Annotated in this window: 23 protein-coding genes; 4 read left to right on the top strand and 19 right to left on the bottom strand. The window is 74.1% G+C overall.

The genetic code is table 11. The features are described from left to right. Positions 1-146 precede the first annotated feature (146 nt). On the bottom strand, positions 147-1,316 hold the full coding sequence (locus FB457_RS04640) for a glycerophosphodiester phosphodiesterase family protein (RefSeq protein WP_145781274.1): 1,170 nt from the start codon (positions 1,314-1,316) through the stop codon (positions 147-149). Positions 1,317-1,533: 217 nt separating this feature from the next. Here FB457_RS04640 and FB457_RS04635 point away from each other — a divergent pair, with 217 nt between their 5' ends. Further along, a complete protein-coding gene (locus FB457_RS04635; RefSeq protein ID WP_047014768.1) occupies positions 1,534-2,205 on the top strand; it encodes a lysophospholipid acyltransferase family protein in 672 nt (223 codons plus the stop codon). 32 nt (positions 2,206-2,237) lie between these two features. Here the strand turns inward: FB457_RS04635 and FB457_RS04630 are convergent, their stop codons facing one another. From FB457_RS04630 to FB457_RS04580, 11 genes are all read right to left on the bottom strand, one after another. Beyond that, positions 2,238-3,515, bottom strand: coding sequence for a sensor histidine kinase (locus FB457_RS04630; RefSeq protein WP_047014769.1), 1,278 nt, complete (start codon positions 3,513-3,515; stop codon positions 2,238-2,240). After that, on the bottom strand, positions 3,512-4,183 hold the full coding sequence (locus tag FB457_RS04625) for a response regulator transcription factor (RefSeq protein ID WP_186461925.1): 672 nt from the start codon (positions 4,181-4,183) through the stop codon (positions 3,512-3,514). The genes FB457_RS04630 and FB457_RS04625 overlap by 4 nt, the downstream gene beginning before the upstream one ends. A gap of 9 nt (positions 4,184-4,192) precedes the next feature. Then, a complete protein-coding gene (locus FB457_RS04620) occupies positions 4,193-5,119 on the bottom strand; it encodes a S1C family serine protease (protein WP_047014771.1) in 927 nt (308 codons plus the stop codon). Between the two features lie 11 nt (positions 5,120-5,130). Beyond that, positions 5,131-6,081 carry a VWA domain-containing protein gene (locus FB457_RS04615; protein WP_145780927.1) on the bottom strand — a complete coding sequence of 317 codons (951 nt, stop codon included), beginning with the start codon at positions 6,079-6,081 and terminating at the stop codon, positions 5,131-5,133. Positions 6,082-6,598: 517 nt separating this feature from the next. Continuing rightward, positions 6,599-7,558, bottom strand: coding sequence for a DUF58 domain-containing protein (locus FB457_RS04610; protein ID WP_047014773.1), 960 nt, complete (start codon positions 7,556-7,558; stop codon positions 6,599-6,601). Continuing rightward, a complete protein-coding gene (locus FB457_RS04605; protein WP_145780926.1) occupies positions 7,555-8,643 on the bottom strand; it encodes an AAA family ATPase in 1,089 nt (362 codons plus the stop codon). The genes FB457_RS04610 and FB457_RS04605 overlap by 4 nt, the downstream gene beginning before the upstream one ends. Continuing rightward, on the bottom strand, positions 8,640-8,876 hold the full coding sequence (locus FB457_RS04600; protein WP_047014775.1) for a hypothetical protein: 237 nt from the start codon (positions 8,874-8,876) through the stop codon (positions 8,640-8,642). Before FB457_RS04600 ends, FB457_RS04605 begins: the two co-directional genes overlap by 4 nt. Before the next feature lie 115 nt (positions 8,877-8,991). Beyond that, on the bottom strand, positions 8,992-9,963 hold the full coding sequence (locus tag FB457_RS04595) for an aldo/keto reductase (protein WP_047014776.1): 972 nt from the start codon (positions 9,961-9,963) through the stop codon (positions 8,992-8,994). 120 nt (positions 9,964-10,083) lie between these two features. Next, complete coding sequence (argH, locus tag FB457_RS04590) at positions 10,084-11,544, bottom strand: argininosuccinate lyase (RefSeq protein WP_047014777.1); 1,461 nt, start codon at positions 11,542-11,544, stop codon at positions 10,084-10,086. Next, entirely contained in the window at positions 11,541-12,737 is a 1,197-nt protein-coding gene (locus tag FB457_RS04585) for an argininosuccinate synthase (protein WP_047014778.1), read from the bottom strand. The genes argH and FB457_RS04585 overlap by 4 nt, the downstream gene beginning before the upstream one ends. A 142-nt stretch (positions 12,738-12,879) precedes the next feature. After that, positions 12,880-14,487: a DASS family sodium-coupled anion symporter gene (locus FB457_RS04580; RefSeq protein WP_145780924.1), complete on the bottom strand. Its 1,608-nt coding sequence runs from the start codon at positions 14,485-14,487 to the stop codon at positions 12,880-12,882. Between the two features lie 85 nt (positions 14,488-14,572). Between FB457_RS04580 and FB457_RS04575 the strand changes: the two genes are divergently transcribed. From FB457_RS04575 to FB457_RS04565, 3 genes are all read left to right on the top strand, one after another. Continuing rightward, on the top strand, positions 14,573-15,628 hold the full coding sequence (locus tag FB457_RS04575; protein WP_145780922.1) for a tartrate dehydrogenase: 1,056 nt from the start codon (positions 14,573-14,575) through the stop codon (positions 15,626-15,628). A 103-nt stretch (positions 15,629-15,731) separates the two neighbouring features. Beyond that, entirely contained in the window at positions 15,732-16,316 is a 585-nt protein-coding gene (locus FB457_RS04570; RefSeq protein ID WP_047014781.1) for a pyridoxamine 5'-phosphate oxidase family protein, read from the top strand. A gap of 20 nt (positions 16,317-16,336) precedes the next feature. Continuing rightward, a complete protein-coding gene (locus FB457_RS04565; protein WP_145780920.1) occupies positions 16,337-16,891 on the top strand; it encodes a GNAT family N-acetyltransferase in 555 nt (184 codons plus the stop codon). 55 nt (positions 16,892-16,946) lie between these two features. On the opposite strand, the gene FB457_RS04560 is transcribed toward FB457_RS04565, so the two are convergent. From FB457_RS04560 to argC, 7 genes are all read right to left on the bottom strand, one after another. Then, entirely contained in the window at positions 16,947-17,507 is a 561-nt protein-coding gene (locus FB457_RS04560; RefSeq protein ID WP_047014783.1) for a TetR/AcrR family transcriptional regulator, read from the bottom strand. Further along, entirely contained in the window at positions 17,497-17,820 is a 324-nt protein-coding gene (locus FB457_RS04555) for a DMT family transporter (protein WP_047014784.1), read from the bottom strand. The genes FB457_RS04560 and FB457_RS04555 overlap by 11 nt, the downstream gene beginning before the upstream one ends. A gap of 654 nt (positions 17,821-18,474) precedes the next feature. Next, positions 18,475-18,999 (bottom strand): arginine repressor, encoded by a 525-nt coding sequence (locus FB457_RS04550; protein ID WP_101425469.1) that lies wholly within the window; start codon positions 18,997-18,999, stop codon positions 18,475-18,477. Between the two features lie 60 nt (positions 19,000-19,059). Beyond that, the gene (locus FB457_RS04545) at positions 19,060-20,244 is read right to left on the bottom strand and encodes an acetylornithine transaminase (RefSeq protein WP_047014786.1); all 1,185 of its coding nucleotides are present in this window, start codon (positions 20,242-20,244) and stop codon (positions 19,060-19,062) included. After that, positions 20,241-21,191: an acetylglutamate kinase gene (gene argB / locus FB457_RS04540; RefSeq protein WP_047014787.1), complete on the bottom strand. Its 951-nt coding sequence runs from the start codon at positions 21,189-21,191 to the stop codon at positions 20,241-20,243. The genes FB457_RS04545 and argB overlap by 4 nt, the downstream gene beginning before the upstream one ends. Beyond that, positions 21,188-22,354, bottom strand: coding sequence for a bifunctional glutamate N-acetyltransferase/amino-acid acetyltransferase ArgJ (gene argJ, locus FB457_RS04535; protein ID WP_047014788.1), 1,167 nt, complete (start codon positions 22,352-22,354; stop codon positions 21,188-21,190). The genes argB and argJ overlap by 4 nt, the downstream gene beginning before the upstream one ends. Next, on the bottom strand, positions 22,351-23,379 hold the full coding sequence (gene argC / locus FB457_RS04530; RefSeq protein ID WP_047014789.1) for an N-acetyl-gamma-glutamyl-phosphate reductase: 1,029 nt from the start codon (positions 23,377-23,379) through the stop codon (positions 22,351-22,353). Before argC ends, argJ begins: the two co-directional genes overlap by 4 nt. Positions 23,380-23,659 lie beyond the last annotated feature (280 nt).

The raw sequence follows: 23,659 nt of genomic DNA, 5'->3' as shown, positions 1-23,659 counted from the left end.
AGGCCCCGGCATCCCTGTGATATTGCCAACTCGCCTGAGATGTCGGGGTACGGGACACGGGCGGGCCCGCCGTCCGCCGCCGGGAACGGACCCGCGGGAGGCAACGGGCGGACGGGGGCCGCCGGTTGCCCGGCGGCCCCCCGGGGTCAGCCTCGCGTGAGGAAGGCGTCCCGGGCGAGCAGCCCGGTGTCGGGGTTGTCGGTGAAGATCCCGTCGATGCCCGTCTCGAAGTAGACCTGGAAGGCGCCGAACGCGTCGCCGTAGTGCGTCGTGTCCGTGCCCCTGCGGAAGTCCGCCGGCAGGAACGTGTTCTCGTTGCGCATCGTGTACGGGTGCAGCACCAGCCCGGCGTCGTGCGCGTCGCGGACGAGGGCGGTGGGCTCCAGCAGCTTGCCGGTGGAGTCCTTCGGGATGATCAGGTCGAGCGTCGGGCCGAGGCCCTTGGCAAAGCCCGCGATCCACGCCAGCCCCTCGGGCGTGACCAGGTCGGCGACGGTGCGCGGGTCCCCGGCCTGGACGAAGTCCCATGGCCGCGAGGACGCCGCGCCGAGCAGCACGACACCCGGTGAGTCGACGAGCCCGGCGAGCCGCTCGACGCTGCTGGGCTCGAACGACTGCAGGAAGATGGGCGAGTTGCTCTTGTCCCGGCCGTAGCGGCGCAGCAGCCGCGCCAGCGGTTTCTCCAGCTCAAGGCCGATGGAGCGGAAAAAGCTGGGGTGTTTTGTCTCGACGTGCAGGTAAACCGGCCTGCCGGTGCCGCGCCGCTGCCGCTCCGCCCACTGCAGCACCTCTTCGAAGGTGGGCACCTCCCAGCGGCCGTTGTAGAGGGTGTTGCGCTGCCGTACGGCGGGGATGCGCTCCGTGGCCCGCAGCGTCTTCAGCTCGGCGAGGGTGAAGTCCTCGGTGAACCAGCCGGTGATCTGCGCGCCGTCGACCGTCTTGGTGGTCTTGCGGGCGGCGAACTCCGGGTGGTCCGCGACGTCGGTGGTGCCGCCGATCTCGTTCTCGTGCCGGCAGACGAGGTGGCCGTCCTTCGTCGGCACGAGATCCTGCTCGATGACGTCCGCGCCCATGTCGAGGGCGAACTGGTACGCGCCCAGGGTGTGCTCGGGCCGGTAGCCGCTGGCCCCGCGGTGCGCGATCACCGCCGGGTTCGGCAGCCTCCCGCCCGGGCCCGGACCGCCGCTGCCGCCGGACCCGCCCGCCGCCCGCGCCGTACCCGGCAGGCCCACCGCGGCCGCCGCACCGCCCAGCGCCGCCGCGCCGAGCACCGCCCGTCTGCCGGGCTGCTGCCGCTCCGTACCGCCGTCGCTCATATCAGCCACCTCTCCGTCGTACCCGCGCCATCGACGGCGCCTCGACAAAAGACGGCCCGATGTTAGGCGGCAGCGGCGCGGGTGCGGGAGACTTGCGGCGGCGCGCTTGTGAAATCGGCGGCAACACTGCGTCTCGGCCGGTTGAAGCCGGAGTGGGAACCGCCCGGTCAGGCGAGTATGGTCGCAGGCGTCACCGTCCCGACCGGAGGATCCTTCCTTGTTCCGCATCCTGATCAAGGCGTTTCTCGGCTTGCTCATGCGTGTCCTGTACCGCCCCCGGGTGGAGGGCCACGAGCACATTCCCGGCACGGGCCCGGTCGTCCTCGCCGGCAACCACCTCACGTTCGTCGACTCGATGTTCCTCGGCCTGGTCGTGAAGCGGCCGGTGTTCTTCATCGGCAAGGACGAGTACGTCACGGGCAAGGGCGTCAAGGGCCGCCTGATGGCCTGGTTCTTCACCTCGGTCGGGATGATCCCGGTGGACCGGGACGGCGGCCGCGGCGGTGTCGCGGCGCTGATGACGGGGCGCCGGATCCTGGAGGAGGGCCGGGTCTTCGCCATCTACCCGGAGGGCACCCGCTCCCCCGACGGCCGGCTGTACCGGGCGCGTACGGGTGTGGCGCGGCTGACGCTGATGACCGGCGCGCCCGTGGTGCCGTTCGCGATGGTCGGTACGGAGAAGATCCAGCCGGGCGGCGCGGGCCGGCCGCGGATCGCCCGGTTCACGGTGCGTTTCGGGGAGCCGCTGGACTTCTCCCGCTACGAGGGCATGGACCGCGACCGGTACGTGCTGCGGGCGGTGGCCGACGAGGTGATGAGCGAGGTCATGCGGCTGTCCGGGCAGGAGTACGTCGACGTGTACGCCACGAAGGTGAAGTCGGCCGCCTGAGCCGTACGGTACGAACCGCCCGTCCGCGGCGGCTACTTCTCCAGCAGCTCCACCGGCCCGTCGCCCTCCCCGCCGCGCATCTCCGCGGGCAGCCCGTCCGGCGGCCCGCCCGCACCGCGCGCACCGGCCGCCGCGCCCGCGTCGGGCAGCCACAGCACGAACGTGCTGCCCGCGCCCACCCGGGAGAACAGCCGCGGCTGCCCGCCGTGCGACTCCACGATCTGCCGCACGATCGCCAGCCCGAGACCCGCGTGCCGGTCCCTGGGCCGCCCCTCCTGGCCCGCCTCGCCGCGCCAGAACCGGTCGAAGACCCGGGCCTGCTCGCCCTCGCCGATGCCGGGGCCCGCGTCCTGCACGGCGATCCACAGCCAGCCCTCCGCGCGGCCGGCCGCGACCGTGATGCGGGTGCCGGCGGGCGCGAGGCGTACCGCGTTGGAGAGGAGGTTGCCGACGGCCCGGCGCAGCGCGTACGGGTCGCCGATCAGCACCAGGCCCTCGTCCAGCCGGCGCCGGATCACCAGGCCCCGTTCCGTCGCCAGCGGCGCGAACTCCTCGCACGCCTCGTCCGCCACGTCGGCCAGGTCCACGTCCGCGTCGGCGAACGCGGCGGCGGACCGCCGCGCGGTCGCGAGCAGGTCCTCCACCAGCCGCGTCATCCGCGTGGTGGCCCGGTCGACCACGGCGACGGCCCGCCGCCGCTCCTCCGGCTCCGACTCCTCGACGGAGAGCACCGCGTCGAGGTTGGCCCGGATGATGGCCAGCGGGGTGCGCAGTTCGTGCGAGGCGTCGTCCACGAGCTGGCGCTGCGCTGCGAAGGCGCCGTCGAGCCGGTCGAGCATCGAGTCGACGGTGTCGGCGACCATGCGCAGCTCGTCGCGCGGTCCTTCGAGCCGGATCCGGCGGGAGAGGTCGCTGCCGGCCTGGATCTCCTCGGCGGTACGGGCGATGGCGCGTACGGGGCGCAGCGCCCGGCCGGAGAGCACCCAGCCGGTGCCGAGGCTGGCGACGGCCACGCCGCCGAGGACGGCGAAGGAGAAGGTGCGCAGGTTGCCCAGCGTCTCGTAGTTCACGGCGGCCTCGACGTCCTCGGCCTTGACGACGTCGATGTCCCCGACCCGTACGCCGTCGACCCGCTTCTCGGCCTGCAGCTCCTTGCTGACCGGCTGGGCGTCGCCGCTGCGCTGCACCGCGACGTACGCGCCGCCGAGCACGAGCGCGGTCAGGCAGAACACGAGCACCGAGTAGAGCACGGTGAGCCGGAAGCGGATGGTGTGGACGAAGGCCGGGAGCGGCAGCCGGGGCCGCCTCACGGCGTCTCCTCCTTCAGCCGGTAGCCGTGCCGGATGACGGTCTCGATCAGCGGCTCCTCCTGGCCGGTGACCTTGCGGCGCAGCGAGCCGACGGTGACGCGCACGGTGTTGGTGAACGGGTCGGCGTTCTCGTCCCAGACGTGCTCCAGGAGTTCTTCCGCGGAGACGACCCGGCCGGGGCGGGTCATCAGGTAGTGCAGCACGCCGAACTCCTTGGACGTGAGCCGCAGCGGGCGGCTGCCGCGGTACGCCTCGAACCTGGCGGTGTCCAGCCGCAGTTCGCCGACCTCCACGACGGACGTGCCGCCCTCGTCGCGGCGGAGCAGGGCCCGTATCCGCGCCAGCAGCTCCGGCAGCGCGAACGGCTTGACGAGATAGTCGTCGGCGCCCGCGTCGAGGCCGCGCACCCGGTCGGCGAGGCGGTCGCGGGCGGTGAGCATCAGGATCCGCGGCCCGCCGGGGGCCCCGCGTATCTCCCGGCAGACGGCGAGGCCGTCGCCGTCGGGCAGGGTGAGGTCGAGCAGCACGAGGTCGTACTCGTTGACCCCGAGCTTCTCCAGCGCGCCGTCCACGTCGGCGGCGGTGTCGACCGCGTATCCGGAGCGCACCAGCCCGACCCGGAGCGCGCCCACCAGGTCCTCTTCGTCCTCGACCACGAGTATCCGCATGCCATGAACCTAATCGCCGTCGATGATCGAGTCCGCCGCCCGGACCGCGTCCTCCACGGGTACGGCGAAGCCGATGCCGATCGAGCCGCCGCTGCCCCGGTCCAGCGAGGCGATGGCGGTGTTGATGCCGACGACGCGGCCTGCGGCGTCCACCAGCGGGCCGCCGGAGTTGCCGGGGTTGATGGAGGCGTCCGTCTGCACCGCCCGCTGCTGCGCGCCGCCGCCGAGCGAGACCTCGCGGTCGACGGCGCTGACGATGCCGGAGGTGACGGTGCCGGTCAGGCCCAGCGGCGAGCCGATGGCCAGCACCGAGTCGGCGACGGACAGGTCCGCGGCGCGGCCCCTGGGCAGCGGGCGCGGGGCGTACGGGCCCGCCACCTCCAGCACCGCCACGTCCCGTCCGGTGTCGCGGCCCAGCACCTCGGCGTCCACCCGGCGGCCGCTGTGCAGCACCACGGTGGCGTCGGTGGCGGTGCCGACGACGTGGGCGTTGGTGAGGATGCGGCCACGGTCGTCGAAGACGAAGCCGGAGCCCTGCCGTTCGCCGGCCTGTACGGAGACCACGCTGGGCAGCACCCGGGCGGCGACGCTGTCGAGGTCGCCGGGGTTCCGCCCGGCGGCGGCCGGTGGGAGGGCTCCGGCCGCCGCCTCCTCACCGCCCCCGGGGCCGCGTATCTCGCCGGCGGCGAACCCGGCCGCGCCGCCGGCGAGGACTGCGGCGACGACGGCGACGGCGAGGGCCCGGTTCGCCGCGCGGCGGGGCGCCGGGGGCGGGGTCGGGGTGGGTGCCGGGGGGACGCGGTACGGGGACGCGGGCGGCACGGGCCCGGCCTGCGGGGGCCCGCCCGCGGGACGCGGGGCGGCGGTGCCGGCGCGGTCGCCCGCGGTGAACGCGGGGCCGCGGGGCTCGCCGAGGCCGGGACGGGCGTGGGTCACGGTCGTTCTCCTCACGGTAGGCGCGAGAACCACAGCAGGGATGTGGCCGCGGCCAGCAGCGCGGCGATCAGCGCGGCCGCGACGAACCACTGCCAGATCTCGCGATCCTCGGTGCGGTAGCCGATGGAGCTGCCGATGTCCTCGTACACGGCCTGCAGCTCTTCGCCGGAGGCGGCCTCGTGGAACGCGCCGCCGGTCGCGGTGGCCAGCTCCTCCAGCGCGGGCGCGTCGACCGGCACCGGCACACTCTGCCCGCTGGCCAGGTCGATGGTGCCGCCCTCGGTGCCGTACGCGATCGTCGACACCGGGATCCCGGCCGCGGCAGCCTCCTCGGCGGCGGCGGAGGTGGCACGGCCCGTGGTGTTCTGCCCGTCGGAGAGCAGCACGACGTGCGCCGGCGGCGGTTCGCGCTCGGCCTGTTCGTCGAGCGTGCGGATCGCCTCGGCGGAGGAGAAGACCGCCTCGCCGATCGCCGTGCCCTGCCGGGTGTCCAGCCGGTCGAGCGCGCGGCGCATGGCCTCGCGGTCGGTGGTCGGCGGCAGCGCGACGGCGGAGGTGCCGCTGAAGGTGACGAGCCCGACGTTGAACCGCTCGGGCAGCTCGGTCACGAACGCCTGGGCGGCGTCCTGCGCGGCGGTGAACCGCGACGGCTGTACGTCGGTGGCCCGCATCGAGGCGGAGACGTCCAGCGCGACCATGATGGTCGCCCGCTCCCGCGGCACTTCGGTCTCGGCGGTGGGCCGGGCGAAGCCGACGACGAGCAGCCCGGCCATGGCGCAGAACGCGGTGGCCGGCACGTGGCGGCGCCAGCCGGGGCGGCGGGGCATGACCTTGTCGAGCAGGTCGACGTTGGTGAACCGCACGGCGTAGCGGCTGCGCCGGGCCTGCATGACGACGTACGCGACGGCGAGGGCGGCGAGCGGCACGAGCAGCAGGAGCCACCCGGGCGAGGCGAGACTCATGCGGGGCCCTCCGGGAGTCGGCGGGGTGGGCGGACGCGGGTACGGGGCGGGCCGGTGCGGCCGAGGGCGTGCGCGCCGGACGCGGGGCCGCCGCCGGTGTGGGCGGCGCGCGTGGGAGCCGCGGGGGCGGCGGTGTGCCGCCGTGGGCGGAGACCGGGGGCACTTCCCCGTGTGCCGTACGGGCCGGGGCCGGGCAGGCGAACCCGGCGCGTGGGGGCGGCGGTTGCCGTACCGGTGCGGCGGTGACCCGCGGGGTGCCTGCTGTCCTCGCGGCCCGGCGGACGGCGGGGGTACGGCCCCCGCCCCGCCCGGGACGACCGGGCCGCCGCCACCGGCACCACGGCGGGACCCGGACGGCCGGGGGGCATGCCGCCCCGCCCGTGCGGCGGCGCTGTGGCGCGTAGCGCCCGATGCCCCGCCCCCGGTCGTGGTCCGTATCCAGCCGCGCCCGCGGCCGGCGGCGCCAGGCCCGGCGAGACCGCCGGGGCCGCGCGGGAACCGGGTGCAGGACCGGAGGTCATGCCGCACCGCCCGTCCCGCGGCGCTGTGCCGCCGCGTAGCGGGCGATGTCCCGGACCCAGTCACGGTCCGTGCGCAGCGGCAGCCGTGCCGCGCCCGCGGCCCGCAGCGCCCGGGCGATCGCCGCGCGCTGCTCCGCCGCGGCGGCGGCGTACCGCTCCCGCAGCCGCTTCGAGTACGTGGGGATCTCCCGGCGCCGGCCCGACTCCGGGTCCACGACGGTGAGCAGCCCCACCGGGGGCAGCTCCAGCTCGCGGGGGTCGACGATCTCGACGGCCAGGACCTGGTGCCGCCGGGCCAGGGCCCGCAGCGGCTGCTCCCAGCCCGGTTCGAGGAAGTCGGAGACGACGGCGACCAGCCCGCGGCGGCGCTCCGCGCGCTGCAGCGCGGCCACCGCCTCGGCGAGAGTGTGGGTCTGCGGGCCCGCCGGCACGCGGGGGCGTTCGAGCGCGGTGCGCAGCACCCGCATCAGATGCCGCCGCCCGCCGCGGGCGGGGATGCGCTGGATACCGTCGGGGCGGACGAGCTGGGCGCCGAGGCGGTTGCCCGCGCGCTCGGTGAGGAACGCGACGGCCGCGGCAGCGCCGACGGCGAGGTCGCGCTTCTCCATCCGGCCGGTGCCGAAGTCCATGCTGGCGCTGGCGTCGAGGACGATCCAGGTGGTCAGCTCGCGGTCCGCGAGGGTCATCCGCACGTGCGGCACGGTGGTGCGGGCGGTGGCGTTCCAGTCCATGCGGCGTACGTCGTCCACGCCCGGGGCGTACGGGCGGCTCTCGTCCGGCTCGCCGCCGGGGCCGGGGACGAGGGCGGTGAGGTCGCCCTGGAGGAGGCCGTCGGGGCGGCGGGTGAAGAGGAGCCGCAGGTGCTGGAGCGCCTGTTCCGGGGTGAGTTCGCCCAGCGACGGCGAGCCGGGCACGCCCCGGGCCGTCGCACCCGCCGCGCTGCCGGTCGCGCTCATGCCGCCCTCCCGGCCTTCCCGGCGCTCGCGGCACTCCCGGCCTCGGCCAGGCCACCGGCCGCCGCGTCCTCCGCCTGGTGCGGCGTGACCCGGGGCTGCGGCACGGCGGCCAGCACCTCGTCGACGACCGACTCGGGCGTGACGTCGTCGGCCAGCGCGTCGAAGGAGAGCACCAGCCGGTGGGCGATGACCTCGTGGGCGAGCGCCGTGATGTCGGCGGGCAGCACGTACTCGCGCCCGCGCAGCAGCGCCAGCGCCCGCGCCGCCGCCACCAGGCCGAGGGTGGCCCGCGGCCCCGCGCCGTACGCGAGCCGGCCGCCGCCGGCGGCGTCGCCGCGGGCGGCGAGGTCGCGGGTGGCGAGGACGAGGCGTACCGCGTACTGCGCGAGGGCGTGGTGGACGAACACGTCGTCGGCGCGGCGCTGGAGGGCCGCGAGGGTGTGCGGCGCGAGCACCCGGCGGGCGGCGGGCGGGTCCACGCTCATCCGGTAGAGGATCGCCAGCTCCTCGTCCTCGGTGGGCGCGGCGACGTCGACCTTGAGCAGGAAGCGGTCGCGCTGGGCCTCGGGCAACTGGTAGACGCCCTCGGACTCGATGGGGTTCTGGGTGGCCAGGACGAGGAACGGCTCGGGCATGGGGATGGTCCGGCCGCCGATGCTGACCTGCCGCTCGGCCATGACTTCGAGCAGCGCGGACTGGACCTTGGCGGGGGCCCGGTTGATCTCGTCGGCGAGCACGAAGTTGGCGGCGACCGGCCCGGGTTCGACGCTGAACGTCTCGCTGGAGGGCCGGTAGATGCGGGTGCCGGTGATGTCGGACGGCACCAGGTCGGGGGTGAACTGGATGCGGTGGAACGTGCCGCCCGACACGGTCGCCAGGGTGGCCGCCGCCAGCGTCTTGGCGACGCCCGGTACGCCCTGGAGCAGGCAGTGCCCGCGGGCGAGCACGGCGGTCAGCAGCCGCTCGACCATCCGGTCCTGGCCGACGATCACCCGCTTCACCTCGAAGAGCGCCTGTTCCAGGAGCGCCGTCCCGGGGCCCGGCGCGGCGCCGGGCCCCGGTCCCGCGGGGGTGGTGGTGGTCACAGGTCGCCCGCGTTCTCGGCGGCTCCCGAGGGCGCCCCGGAACCGCCCTTGTCGGGGCAGTCCTCGTGGTCGGCGCTTTGGGCGCCGGTCTGCTCGCGGTCCTCGTTGACCACGAGCCGGACCTCGGGCTTGTCGTCGCCGCGGTCGAGCGCGGCGGACGCGCCGGTGGCCAGGCCGGCGACGGCGAACACGGCGGCACCGGCGACCGAGAGCCTGCGTATACGACGGGACATCGGGGTCTCCTCCGTCAGACGAGTGCGTTACCGCATGTCATCACCGGGAGGCGAAAATCCCCTTAAAGCCCGCCGCGCACGGGGCCCGTCGGACGGGCGGTGCCGATCACCGCGCCTACGACCAGGGGGTCGCCGCGCGCCGCTGCCAGTAGTCGGCGGCGGGCTCGGCGAGGGCGGCGACGCGGTCGTACTGCGCGGGGTCGAGGTCGACCGCGGCGGCGGCGAGATTGGAGTGCAGCTGCGCGGCGGTGGCGGCGCCGGAGAGCACGACGCCGGCCCACGGCTGGCGCAGCACCGCGGCGAGCGCCACGGCGTCGGGCTCCGCGCCGCACTCGGCGGCGACGGCGCGCAGTTCCGCGGGCGCGTCGGCGCCGGCGAGCCGGCCGTTCGCCAGGCCCTCCTTGACGATCACCGTCAGCCCGGCGTCGTGCGCCTCGGCCAGCGCCTCGCCGACCGCCGGCTCCAGCACGTTGTACGTGCTCTGCACGGTGTCGAAGAGCCGCTCGCCCTCGACGGTGACCTCCAGCGCCGCCCGTACCGCCGCGGCCTGCTCCGGGCCGCTGGTGGAGAAGCCGACCGTGACGCCGTTCGCCGCCAGGGCGGCGAGGCGCCGGTGCAGGTCGGTGTCGGTGAGCGCCGGGCTGTCGGGGGTGAGGGAGTGGATCTGGTAGAGGTCGAGGCGGTCGCCGAGGAGTTCGGCGGACTCCTCGCGCTGCCGGTCGTAGGCATCGACGCCGTGGTCCTTGACCTCGTGCACCTCGGCGTCCGCGCGCCAGTCGCCGACGTAGGCGTAGCCCCACTTGCTGCCGACGACCGCGTCCCGGGCGTCCGGGTGCTGCTTCAGCCAGTCGGCGAGGAACTCCTCGGCCCGGCCGTAGGAGCGGGCGGCGTCGAAATACCGCACGCCCTGGGCGTAGGCGGCGTCCAGCAGCTCGTGGGTGCGGGCGCGCATCTCCTCGACGCCCCGCCCGGCGGGGAGGTCTTCGGCGCGCCCCGTGGTGAGGTACGCGGGGCGGCCCACGGCGGCCAGCCCGAAGCCGATGTGGGCGGCGGGCGTCGTCACTTCGGTCAGTCGGTCGAACGCCATCGCGGGCTCCTACGTCCTCGGTGCGGCTGTCAGGCCCGTCCACCGTAGAAGACGGGCCCCGCCGCCCGCAGCGCCCGACACGGCTTTCTGCCGCGCCGCCCCACCACCGCGTCCGCTCTGCTACGCCGCGGGACCCGCCTGCCGCGTCGCCGCCGCCCAGCGCACCTGCGCCGCCACGTCCTCCTTGACCTCCGCGAGCTGCACCGCGACCGCCGCCGGCGCGGTGCCGCCGCGGGCGTCGCGCGCGGCGAGCGCGCCGGGGACGGTGAGCACGGTCCGTACCTCGGGCGTCAGATGCGGGGAGACCTTCGCGAACTGCTCGTCGGTGAGCTGGTCGAGCTCGATGCCCTCGGCCTCGCAGACCTTGACGCACTCCCCCGCGCTCTCGTGCGCGACGCGGAACGGCACGCCCTGCTTGACCAGCCACTCGGCGATGTCGGTGGCCAGCGAGAAGCCGGCCGGGGCCAGCTCCTCCAGCCGCTCCCGGTTGACGGTGAGCGTGGCCATCATGCCGGTGAACGCGGGCAGCAGGACCTCCAGGGTGTCGATCGAGTCGAAGACCGGCTCCTTATCCTCCTGCAGATCGCGGTTGTACGCGAGCGGGAGCGCCTTCAGCGTCGCCATCAGCCCGGTGAGGTTGCCGATCAGCCGGCCCGCCTTGCCGCGCGCCAGCTCGGCGATGTCCGGGTTCTTCTTCTGCGGCATGATCGAGCTGCCGGTCGAGAAGGAGTCGTGCAGGGTGACGAAGGAGAACTCCTTCGTGGCCCACAGGATGACCTCTTCCGCGATGCGGGAGACGTCGACGCCGATCATCGCGGTGACGAACGCGAACTCCGCCGCGAAGTCCCGCGCGGCCGTGCCGTCGATGGAGTTGCCGGACGAGCCGCGCTCGAAGCCCAGCTCGGCGGCGACGGCCTCCGGGTCCAGGCCGAGCGAGGAGCCCGCGAGCGCCCCGGATCCGTACGGCGAGACGGCCGTGCGCTCGTCCCACTGCCGCAGCCGCTCGGCGTCCCGGGAGAGCGCCTGGGCGTGCGCGAGCACGTGGTGGGCGAAGAGCACGGGCTGGGCGTGCTGGAGGTGCGTACGGCCCGGCATGGCGACGTCCGGGTGCGCCTCGGCGAGGCCGACCAGGGCCTCCTGCAGCTCGGCGAGGAGTCCGCCGAGGGTGCGGGCGTGGTCGCGCAGGTACATCCGGAAGAGGGTGGCGACCTGGTCGTTGCGGGACCGGCCGGCGCGCAGCTTGCCGCCGAGCTCGGGGCCGAGCCGCTCCAGCAGGCCGCGTTCGAGCGCGGTGTGCACGTCCTCGTCGGCGATGGTGGCGGTGAACACCCCGGTCGCGACGTCCGTCTCCAGATGGTCGAGACCGGCGAGCATCCGGTTCAGCTCATCGGCCGTCAGCAGGCCGGCCCTGGCCAGCACCCGCGCGTGCGCACGGGAGCCGGCGATGTCGTACGGGGCGAGCCGCATGTCGAAGTGGACGGACGCGGAGAGCCGCTCCAGCGCCGCGGCGGGGCCGTCGGCGAACCGGCCGCCCCAGAGCTTCACGTCCTGCGGCGCCGCGCCCTCGGTGCCGTCGCTCACCGGGCGAGGTCCCGCCCGGCCGCGATCTTCGAGGAGAGGCCGAAGATCTCGATGAAGCCCTTGGACATCGACTGGTCGAAGGTGTCGCCCGTGTCGTACGTCGCGAGGTTGAAGTCGTAGAGCGAGGCGGGCGATCGCCGGCCGGTGACGACGGCCCTGCCGCCGTGCAGCGTCATCCGGATCTCGCCGGTGACGTGCTCGTTCGCCTCCTGGATGAAGCCGTCCAGGGCCCGCTTGAGCGGCGAGAACCACAGGCCGTCGTAGACCAGCTCGCCCCAGCGCTGCTCGACCTGCCGCTTGTAGCGCGCCAGCTCCCGCTCGACGGTGACGTTCTCCAGCTCCTGGTGGGCCGTGATCAGCGCGATGGCGCCGGGCGCCTCGTAGACCTCCCGGGACTTGATGCCCACGAGCCGGTCCTCGACCATGTCGATCCGGCCCACGCCCTGCGCCCCGGCCCGCTCGTTGAGCTGCTGGACGGCCTGGAGCACGGTGACGGGGCGGCCGTCGAGGGCCACGGGCACGCCGCGCTCGAAGGCGATGACGACCTCGTCGGCCTCGCGGGCCACGGCGGGGTTCTGGGTGTACTCGTAGACGTCCTCGATCGGGGCGTTCCAGATGTCCTCCAGGAAGCCGGTCTCGACGGCCCGGCCGAAGACGTTCTGGTCGATGGAGTACGGCGACTTCTTGGTGGTCGCGATGGGCAGGCCCTTCTCCTCGCAGAAGGCGATGGCCTTGTCCCGGGTCATGGCGTAGTCCCGGACGGGGGCGATGCACTTCAGGCCCGGGGCGAGGGAGGAGATGCCGGCCTCGAAGCGGACCTGGTCGTTGCCCTTGCCGGTGCAGCCGTGGGCGACGGTGCCGGCGCCGTGCTTCTGGGCGGCGGCCACGAGGTGCTTGACGATGGTGGGCCGGGAGAGCGCGGAGACCAGCGGGTAGCGGTCCATGTACAGCGCGTTGGCCTTGATCGCCGGGAGGCAGTACTCGTCGGCGAACTCTTCCCTGGCGTCGGCGACCTCGGCCTCCACGGCGCCGCAGGCCAGCGCGCGCTTGCGGATCACGTCGAGGTCCTCGCCGCCCTGGCCGACGTCCACGGCGACGGCGATGACCTCGGCGCCCGTCTCCGCGGCGATCCAGCCGATGGCGACGGAGGTGTCCAGGCCGCCCGAGTAGGCGAGTACGACGCGCTCGGTCACGGGAGTCTCCTTAGGATGCATACGCTGACCGGAATAAGTATGCAGCACACCGTATGGTTCGTCAAAACGCCGCGCGCACAGCGGACCGCCCGGCCGGAGCAGCGCGCCCCGGCCGGGCGGTTCTACGGGCCCGGGGAGCCCGCTAGCCGATGCCGGTGACCGTGACCATCAGCGGAAGCCCCAGGATGATCAGGATGACCCCGAGGACGTCGAAGCCCGCACCGGAGCGGATCATCGTGGTGATCGGCACGACCCCGGAGCCGTAGGCGATGGCGTTCTGCGGCGTCGAGACCGGCAGCATGAAGCCGAAGGACGCGGCGAAGGTCGCGGCCAGCGCCGGGACGAACGGATCGACCTCGGCGGCCATGGCGATCGGGATGATGATGGGCACCACCACCGCCGCGGAGGCCGTGTTGCTCGTCGTCTCGGAGACGATCACCGCCAGCACGGCCGCGAAGATCGTGATGGTGAAGACGCTCGAGAAGCCGAGCAGGTCGTTGGACTCCTTGCCGATCGTCTCGGCCAGCCCGGTGTCGGCGAGCAGCGAGCCGAAGATGATGCCGGTGCCGAAGAGCAGGATCGTGCCCCAGTCGATACGGGCCGCGTCGCTCCAGTTGAGGGTCGCCTCGCGGCGCGCCCAGTTCGTCGGCAGGATGAACAGCAGCGCGGCGCCGAGCACGGCGACGATGCCCTCGTCGAGCCGGTCGCTGACGGTGGTGTACGCGGACGCCTCGGTGCCCACGGCGAGCGCGACGATGCCCGGCGTGATCCACAGCACCACGGTGACGCCGAAGGCGATCAGCGTGTTCCACTCCGCCCGCGAGAACCTGCCGAGCGCGGCGCGCTGTTCGCGCACGTACTCCTCCACGCCCTCGATCCGCCGGATCTCCGGCTTGTTGAGCAGCAGCAGGACGATGACGAGGATCACGAACATGCAGGCGCACAGCGGCAGCGCGGTGGCCGTCCACTCGGCGAAGGAGATCTTCTCGCCGGTGGCCTCCTCGATGAGGCCGCGGCCGATGAGGTTCGGCGGGCTGCCGACCGGGGTGAGCAGGCCGCCGACGCTCGCGCCGTAGGCGAGCATGAGCACCAGCGCGGCGCCGACGCGCAGCCGCGTGGGGTCGAAGTCCTGCTCCACCAGGCCGCGGTCCTGGAGCATCTTGGCGATCACGGTGAGGATGCCCAGCGCAGTGGGCAGCAGCATCGCCACCGTCGCGGTGTTGGAGACGAACGCCGACAGCAGGCAGGTGATCACGCCGAAGGCGGCGATCAGCCGGAACGTCGAGCGGCCGACCCCCGGCAGGCCCAGGATCCAGAACGCGAACCTGCGGGCCACGCCGTGCTTGAGCATGGCCTGGGCGAGGATGAACGCGCCGATGAAGGTGAAGATCGTGGAGGAGCCGAAGGGCGCCAGCGCGTCGTCCGGCGGCACCACGCCGAGGACGACGATCGCGCCGACGCCGATGAGCCCGCCCACCGGGATCGGCACGGGCTCGGTGACCCACAGCACGATCACGCCGAGCAGGATGCCGGCCAGTGTCTGCTGGCTCGGCGCCATGTCCAGCGGGAGCGCGAGAAAGATGAGGGCGACCAGCGGGGCCAGCCAGAACCCGGTGGTCCGCCGCCCCCGTTCGAACTTCTCCTCCTGCGGCGAGAGTTTCTGTTCGCCGAGGCTGCGGTAGGTGGCATGGCCGAGCAGTGCCTGCTCGACGTCGGTCTTGGTACGTGGCGCCGTGGCGTCGGACTTCATCGTCCCTCCGGATAACCGTGCGGCCTGGCTTACATTCAGGGCTGCTCCGTAAGGTGGGGCACAACTCGGCTGAGGGGAAGGGGTCATGACAACACATCGGATCGCGGTCATCCCCGGGGACGGCATCGGGCAGGAGGTCACACCCGCCGCACTGGAGGTGCTGGACGCCGTCGGGCGGCGGCACGGGGTGGAGTTCGCGTACACGCACCTCGACTGGTCCTGCGCGCGCTACCAGCGCGAGGGCGCGATGATGCCGGAGGACGGCATCGCGCGGCTGTGCGCGTACGACGCGGTGTTCCTGGGCGCCGTGGGCGCGCCGGACGTGCCGGACCACATCTCGCTGTGGGGACTGCTCATTCCCATCCGCCGGGCCTTCCGGCAGTACGTGAACCTCCGGCCCGTGCGGGTCTTCGAGGGCATGGAGAGCCCCCTGCGGGCCGCCGGCCCCGGCGACGTCGACCTGGTCGTGGTGCGCGAGAACACCGAGGGCGAGTACAGCGAGATCGGCGGCCGGCTGCACCGCGGCTTCCCGGAGGAGATGGCAGTGCAGGAGGCGGTCTTCACCCGGGCCGGCGTCACCCGCGTCCTCGACTACGCCTTCGGCCTCGCCGGCCGCCGCACCGGCCGGCTCACCTCGGCGACCAAGTCCAACGGCATCGTGCACACCATGCCGTTCTGGGACGAGCTGGTACGCGAACGGGCCGCGGAGCACCCGAAGGTGGCGTGGGACCAGGAGCACATCGACGCACTCTGCGCCAAGGTTGTCCTCGACCCCGGGCGGTTCGACGTGATCGTCGCCTCCAACCTCTTCGGCGACATCCTCAGCGACCTCACCGCCGCCGTCGCCGGCTCCATCGGCATCGCGCCGTCGGCGAACCTCAACCCCGAGGGCACGCACCCCTCGATGTTCGAGCCGGTGCACGGCTCGGCGCCGGACATCGCGGGCCGCGGGATCGCCGATCCGATCGGCGCCGTCTGGTCGGCGGCGCTGATGCTCGACCACCTCGGCCACGAGCGGGCCGGTGCAGAAGTGGTCGAGGCCATCGCCGCGACGCTCGCCGCCACCGACGTCCGCACCCCGGACCTGGGGGGCTCGGCGAGCACGGAGGAGTTCACCCGTACCGTGGTCGCCCGGCTGTGACGGCGGGCGGGGCGGCGGCACGGTGACGCCGCGGGGCGCGGCACGCGGTCCCGCACCGCGAAACTCCGCGCGCCGCGGCCGTACCGCGCCGCACACTTGGCGCATGGGGAAAACGTACGAACGCATCGACGGCCGGCTGCGCGCCTTCATCGAGGCGCAGCACATGTTCTTCACGGCGACCGCGCCGCTGGCGGCGGACGGCACCGTGAACCTCTCGCCGAAAGGGCTGACGGGCTCGTTCGCCGTCCTCGACGAGCGCACCGTGGCCTACCTCGACTTCGCCGGCAGCAACGCCGAGACCATCGCGCACCTGCGGGAGAACGGCAGGATCACGCTGATGTGGTGCGCCTTCGACGGCCCGCCGAACATCGTGCGGGTGCACGGCAGCGGTGAGGCCGTCTTCCGGGACGACCCCCGCTTCCCCGCCCTGCTCGGGCACTTCCCCGCCATCGACCCGTCCCGGCACGGGCTGCGGGCGATCGTCGTCGTGACCGCCGAACTGATTCGCGACACCTGCGGCTACGCTGTGCCTTTCATGACCTACGAAGCCGACCGCGACCTGCACGCCCGGCGCTTCGCGCGGGAGGACGACGCCGGGCTGGACGCGTACTTCCGCAAGAAGGAGCACATCGCGGCCAGCATCGACGGGCTGCCCGGGCTTCCGCTGCCGCTGCCACCCACCCCGTGACCGAGAAAAGAGCCGCACCGATGCTGAGCACACCCCTGGCCGAAGGCGCGGAGCTGACCACGCTGGAGCCGTGGCAGGCCGCGGAGCTCACCGCGTTCACCGACCGGAACCGGGCGCACCTGGAGCCGTGGCTGCCCTGGGTGCACGCCGTCACCGACGAGGCGGGCGCCCGCCGCTTCCTCCAGGCGTACGCCGACAAGCAGGCCCGCGACGCCGGCCGGATGTTCGCCATCCGGCTGCACGGCGAACTGGTCGGCGGCATGATCTACCGGCTCTTCGACACCGCGGAGGGCTCCTGCGAGCTGGGCGCCTGGCTGGCGCCCGAGGCGCAGGGGCGCGGGCTGGTCACCGAGGCGTCCCGGCGGATGATCGAGTGGGCGGTGGACGTACGCGGGCTGTCCCGCGTGGAGTGGCTGGTCGACCCGGCGAACAAGGCCAGCATCGCGGTCGCCAGGCGCCTGGGCATGAGCCACGAGGGCACGCTGCGCAGCCGGTTCGAGATGGCGGGCAAGCGGCACGACCTGGAGGTCTGGTCGCTGCTGAGCCACGAGTGGCGGGAGGCGCGGGGCAGTTGATCCCGGCGCAAGCCGCCGGGCCGCCGCGGCTCGGCGGCGGCAGCGGCTCAGCGGCTCAGCGGCGGTGCAGGACGTGGTCGACGACCTGCTGGATCTCGGCGGCGGTGAGCGGCTCGTCCCGCAGCAGCGACTGCAGGCTGAGCCCGTCGAGCGCGGCCGAGAACGCGGTGACGGCGACCGGATCGCTGGTGAACCGGCCGGCGATGCCGGCCAGCAGATCGTGCCAGCGGCCCAGGACGGGGCGCAGTTCCGGGTGGCGGGCGGCGTAGAGGTACAGGTCGAACTCCGCGGCGCAGCGCGCGCCGTGCTCGTCCAGATACGCGGCCAGGTGCCGGCCGAGATCGGCGGTGTCGTACGACTCCGGCAGCGCGCCGGCGAGCGCGGTGGCGTAGGCGTCGACGCTGTCGCTGAGCGCTGCCGCCAAGAGATCGGCGACGGCCGGGAAGTGGTACGTGGCCACCGACTTGGGCACGCCCGCCTCGGCGGCGACGGCCCGGTGCGTCACGGCGGCGACGCCGCCGCGGCCGATGACGCGGACGGTGGCGGCGAGCAGCAGCCGCCGCCGCTCCTGCCCGCGCTGCACGCGCCCGTCGGCGGCGCCGGTCTCAGTGCGCACCGCCGGCCTCCAGCGCGACGACCCCCGCGGCGACGAGGACGAGCCCGCCGATCTGGACGCCGGTGAGGCCGTCGCCGAGGAAGGCGGCGCCGATGAGCGCCACCAGGGCCACGCCGGCGGCGGCCCAGATGCCGTAGGCGATGCCGATGGACATGCCGCGTTTGAGCACCAGGCTGAGGAGGGTGAAGGCGGTGATGTAGCCGACGACCACGACGAGCGACGGGAGGATCTTCGAGAAGCCCTCGGAGAGCCGCAGCGAGACGGTTGCCGTCACCTCGCTGAGGATGGCACCGATCAGCAGCACGTAGGTCATCGTCCGCCCTCCCGTACTCCGGGGAAACTAGCTGGACATCTGTCCAGGTTTTCAGTGTACGGGAGCCGGGGGCGGTGGCGGGGAGGGGGTGTTCCCCGACCCCGCCCCTTCCCGAAACCGGGGCGCTGCCGCGGCCCCCACCGCGCCCACGGCGCGGACCACCGGGGGCTTACGCCCCCGGACCCCGCACGGGGCGGCGCCCCGGACCCCGCTGTCGGCACAACCCCCACCGCGCCTGCGGCGCGGCCCACCGGGGGCTGCGCCCTCCGGCCCCCGCGCGGGGCTCCGCCCCGGACCCCACTGCCCGCGCGACCGACCGAAGCACCACCGCTGTCTGGTAGGAGGCCGCCCGACACCCCCCGCTACACGCGACCTGCGCGGACGATCTCGGGCTCCGCCCCTGCCCACCGGGGCCCGCGCCCCCACGCCGCGCTGCCCGCGGCACCCGCCGGCCAGAGCCGCGGGCCCACGGAACGACCCGAGGCTCAGCACCCCTCCCCCCCCCGTGAGGCTGTGCCTCACACCCCGCTACCTTCGCCACCGGCGCGGACCACCCCGGAAGCTACGCTCCCGCCCCCTTCCCGCCGCGCAGCACCCCGCCAGCTTCGCCACCGGCACGGACCACCCCGGAGGCCCCGCCGCGCCCCGCAGGGGTCACCGTTCGCGTTCGGCGAGTTTCAGGAGGTGGTCGGCGAGGGACTGGCCGCCCGAGGGGTCGCGGCTGATCACCATCAGCGTGTCGTCCCCCGCGATCGTGCCGAGGATCGGCGTCAGCTCAGCCGCGTCGATCGCCGAGGCGAGGAACTGCGCCGCGCCCGGCGGGGTGCGGAGCACCACGATGTTCGCCGACGCCTCCGCCGAGATGAGCAGTTCACCCGCGAGCCGGGCCATCCGCTCCTCCTTCGCCGACTCGCCCAGCGGCACCTGCGGGGTGCGGAAGCCGCCCTCCGAGGGGACCGCGTAGATCAGTTCGCCGCCCGTGTTGCGGATCTTCACCGCGCCCAGTTCGTCGAGGTCCCGGGAGAGCGTCGCCTGCGTCACCGTCAGGCCGTCGTCGGCGAGGAGCTTGGCCAGCTGGCTCTGCGAGCGGACCGGCTGCCGGTTCAGGATGTCGACGATCCTGCGGTGGCGTGCCGTGCGCGTGTGCGGCACGGCGGGACCGTTGTGCTCCTCGGACATGTCACTCTCCGGCTCGTCGGGGCTGGGCCCTGTCTGGCAAACAGCGCCGTCCAGGGCCCCCTAGGCTGCGGGACCCGCCGCATCGAGGACGGCCGGCAGCGCGGCGAGGAGGGCGTCCGCCTCCGCCTCGCCGAGGATCAACGGCGGGGCGAGCCGGATCACGTCCGGCGCCACCGCGTTGACCAGGAATCCCGCTGCCTGGGCCGTCTGTTGCACCTGCGGCGCGACGGCCTCGGTGAGCACCATACCGAGCAGCAGGCCCGCGCCTCGCACATGGTCGACCAGCGGGTGCCCGAGTCGGCCGATTCCGTCCCGAAGCCGCTCCCCCACCCGCTTCACCTGCGCCAGCAGCCCGTCGGCCGCGATCACGTCCAGCACCGCCAGCGCGGCGGCGCAGGCGACGGGGTTGCCGCCGAAGGTGGAGCCGTGCCTTCCGGGGGTGAAGAGGCCGGCGGCGGGCCCGAAGGCCAGCGTGGCGCCGATCGGCAGGCCGCCGCCGAGGCCCTTGGCGAGGGTGACGACGTCCGCCTCCACGCCCTGTGCCTGCGCCGCGAACCAGTGGCCCGTACGCCCGATGCCCGTCTGCACCTCGTCCAGCACCAGCAGCGCGCCCGCGGCCCTGGTGATCTCGCGGGCGGCGGCCAGATAGCCGTCCGGCGGGACGACGACGCCGTTCTCGCCCTGCACCGGCTCGACGATCACGAGCGCGGTCTCCTCGGTCACCGCGGCGCGCAGCGCCTCCTCGTCCCCGTACGGCACGTGCGTGACCTCGCCCGGCAGCGGGCCGAAGCCCTCCTGCTTGCCGGGCTGCCCGGTCAGCGCCAGGGCGCCCATGGTGCGGCCGTGGAAGCCGCCCTCGGTGCCCACCATGTGCGTACGGCCCGTCAGCCTGCCGATCTTGAACGCGGCCTCCACCGCCTCCGCGCCGGAGTTGGCGAAGAAGACCCGGCCGGGCCGGCCGGCGAGTTCGAGGAGCCGCTCGGCGAGCGCCACCGGGGGCTCGGCGACGTACAGGTTGGAGACGTGGCCGAGGGTGGAGATCTGCCGGGAGACGGCCTCGACGACCGCCGGGTGGGCGGTGCCGAGGGAGGTGACGGCGATGCCGCCGACGAAGTCCAGGTACTCGTTGCCGTCGGCGTCCCACAGCTTCGCACCCGCGCCGCGGACGAGGGGCAGGCGGGGGGTGCCGTAGTTGTCCATCAGCGCGCCCTGCCAGCGCTCCGTCAGCTCCGCGTTGCCGCTCATGTCGCAGCCCCTTCCGCGTCCGGCACGACCATCGTGCCGATGCCCTCGTCCGTGAAGATCTCCAGCAGGATGGAGTGCGGCACCCGGCCGTCGATGACCCGCGCGGTGTGCACGCCGTGGCGCACCGCGTACAGGCAGCCCTCCATCTTCGGGACCATGCCGCTGGCCAGGTCGGGCAGCAGCCGCTCCAGCTCGCCGGCGGTGAGCCGGCTGATGACCTCGTCGCTGTCCGGCCAGTTCTCGTACAGGCCCTCGACGTCGGTGAGGACCATCAGGGTCTCCGCGCCGAGCGCGGCGGCCAGCGCGGCGGCGGCGGTGTCGGCGTTCACGTTGAAGACCTCGCCGGCCGCGTCGGACTCGTCGGCGGAGCGGGCGACGGAGGAGACGACCGGGATGCGGCCGTCCGCGAGCAGCGCCTCTATCGCGCCGGTGTCGATGTCGGTGACCTCGCCGACCCGGCCGATGTCGACCGGCTCGCCGTCGACCAGCGGCCGGTGCCGGGTGGCGGTGATGGTGTGCGCGTCCTCGCCGGTGAGGCCGACGGCGAAGGGGCCGTGCTCGTTGAGGAGCCCGACCAGCTCGCGCTGCACCTGGCCGGCGAGCACCATCCGTACGACGGCCATCGCCTCCGGCGTCGTCACCCGCAGCCCGGCGCGGAACTCGCTGGCCAGGCCGTGCCGGTCGAGCTGCGCGCTGATCTGCGGGCCGCCGCCGTGCACGACGACGGGCCTGAGCCCGGCGTGCCGCAGGAAGACGACGTCCTGGGCGAAGGCGCGCTTCAGGTCGTCGTCGACCATGGCGTTGCCGCCGAACTTGACCACGACGACCTTGCCGTGGTGGCGGGTGAGCCAGGGCAGCGCCTCGATGAGGGTGCGGGCCTTGGGCAGGGCGGTGTGCTTGCGGGTGGGGGTTGCCGGTGCCGCGGCGGGCGCGGAGGTCGTCGTCATGAGCTGTACGCGCTGTTCTCGTGGACGTAGTCGGCGGTCAGGTCGTTGGTCCAGACGACCGCTTCCGCGTCGCCGGCGGCGAGGTCCGCCACGATGTGGACCTCGCGGTAGCGCATGTCGACCAGCTCGCGGTCCTCGCCGAACGAGCCGTTCTTGCACACCCACACGCCGTTGATCGCGACGTTCAGCCGGTCCGGCTCGAAGGCGGCGGAGGTGGTGCCGATCGCGGCCAGCACCCGGCCCCAGTTGGGGTCCTCGCCGTGGATGGCGCACTTGAGGAGGTTGTTGCGGGCAATGGAGCGGCCGACCTCCACCGCGTCGTCCTCGCCGGCGGCGCCCACGACCTCGATCTTGATCTCCTTGCTGGCGCCCTCCGCGTCGGCGATGAGCTGCCGGCCGAGGCTGTCGCAGACGGCCCGTACCGCCTCGGCGAACTCCGCCTGCGGCGGCCGGACCCCGCTGGCGCCGGAGGCCAGCAGCAACACGGTGTCGTTGGTGGACATGGCGCCGTCGGAGTCGACGCGGTCGAAGGTGGTACGGGTCGCGGCGCGCAGCGCGGCGTCGAGATCGGCGGCGGGCACGTCGGCGTCGGTGGTGAGGACGACGAGCATGGTCGCCAGCCCGGGCGCGAGCATGCCCGCGCCCTTGGCCATGCCGCCCACGGTCCAGGCCGCGCCGTCGTCGCCGCCGGCGGTGACGACGGCGGTCTTGTGCACGGTGTCGGTGGTCTTGATGGCGATGGCGGCCTTCTCTCCGCCGTGCGCGGACAGTTCCGCCGCGGCCAGGCCGACGCCGGGCAGCAGCTTGTCCATCGGCAGCAGCGTGCCGATCAGCCCGGTGGACGCCACGGCGACCTCCGCGGCGCTGTGGCCGAGCACCTCGGCGACGCGCTCGGCGGTGGCGTGGGTGTCCTGGAAGCCGCGGGGTCCGGTGCAGGCATTGGCGCCGCCGGAGTTGAGGATCACCGCGGACACCTCGCCGCCCTTGACCACCTGCTCGGACCAGACGACCGGGGCGGCCTTGACGCGGTTGGCGGTGAAGACGCCGGCGGCGGCGCGGCGCGGCCCCTCGTTGACCACGAGGGCCAGGTCCGGGTTGCCGTTCTCCTTGATCCCGGCGGCGATGCCCGCCGCCGTGAACCCTTTGGCTGCCGTGACGCTCAAGGTGCCACTCCTGTCGTAGAAAGCCCCAGCTCCTCGGGGAGTCCGAGGGCGATGTTCATGCTCTGCACCGCGCCGCCCGCGGTGCCCTTCGTAAGGTTGTCGATGGCGCTGACGGCGATGATGCGCCGGGCGCTCTCGTCGTACGCGACCTGCAGCAGCACGGTGTTGGAGCCGGTGACCGCGCCGGTGGCGGGCCACTGCCCGGGCGGCAGCAGCCGGACGAACGGCTCGCCCTGGTACGCCTTCTCGTACGCGGCGCGCACCGCCTCCGCCGTGGTGCCGGGGCGGGCCCGCGCCGTGCTGGTGGCGAGGATGCCGCGGGGCATCGGGGCGAGGGTCGGGGTGAAGGAGACCGTGACCGGCTCCCCCGCGACGGCGCTGAGGTTCTGGCCGATCTCCGGCGTGTGCCGGTGCCCGCCGCCGACGCCGTACGGGCTCATGGAGCCCATCACCTCGCTGGCCAGCAGGTGCGGCTTGAGCGCCTTGCCGGCGCCGGAGGTGCCGGAGGCGGCGACGACGACGGCCTCCGGCTCGGCGAGCCCGGCGGCGTACGCGGGGAAGAGGCCGAGGGAGACGGCGGTCGGATAGCACCCGGGCACCGCGATGCGCCGGACCCCAAGGAGCGCGTCGCGGTGGCCGGGCAGCTCGGGCAGCCCGTACGGCCAGGTGCCGGCGTGCGGCGTGCCGTAGAACCGCTCCCAGTCGGCGGCGTCGGCGAGCCGGTGGTCGGCGCCGCAGTCGACGACGAGCACGTCGTCGCCGAGCTCCGCGGCCACGGCGGCGGACTGCCCGTGCGGCAGCGCGAGGAACACGACGTCGTGCCCGGCGAGCACGCCGGGCGCGGTCCCGGCCAGCTCCCGTCCTGCGAGGGGCGCGAGGTGGGGCTGTATGTCCCCGAGGGGCCGCCCGGCGTTGGCGTGGGCGGTGAGAGCCCCGATCTCGACCCCGGGGTGCCCCAGCAGCACCCGCAGCAGCTCCCCGCCCACGTACCCGCTCGCCCCGGCCACTGCCACCCGCACGGTCATCCGCTCCTCCTCGTCCCAGCATGACTATACGGATGACAGCAGAGCTATGCAAAGAATATCCGGCGGCACCCGGTCGCCGGATCGCCGGCTACCGGCCGCACTCGTGTGCTCGCCGCTCCCGGGGCCGCGCCTGGCAGAGCCGCCGTCCTCATCATTGGCACGCACCGCCGGGCACACGTCCGGATGCGGGCTCGGCCCTCCGGCCGGCCACGGCGAGCGCCGGGGGAACGTAACCTGCGTGGGGGCGCCGGGCGTTGGCGCCGGGTCGTGGGAGCCGGGG

This window comes from Streptomyces sp. CNZ287 (genome assembly GCF_007827615.1).
The sequence above is the reverse complement of the archived record's forward strand: the minus strand, read 5'-3'. Positions and strand labels throughout refer to the sequence as shown.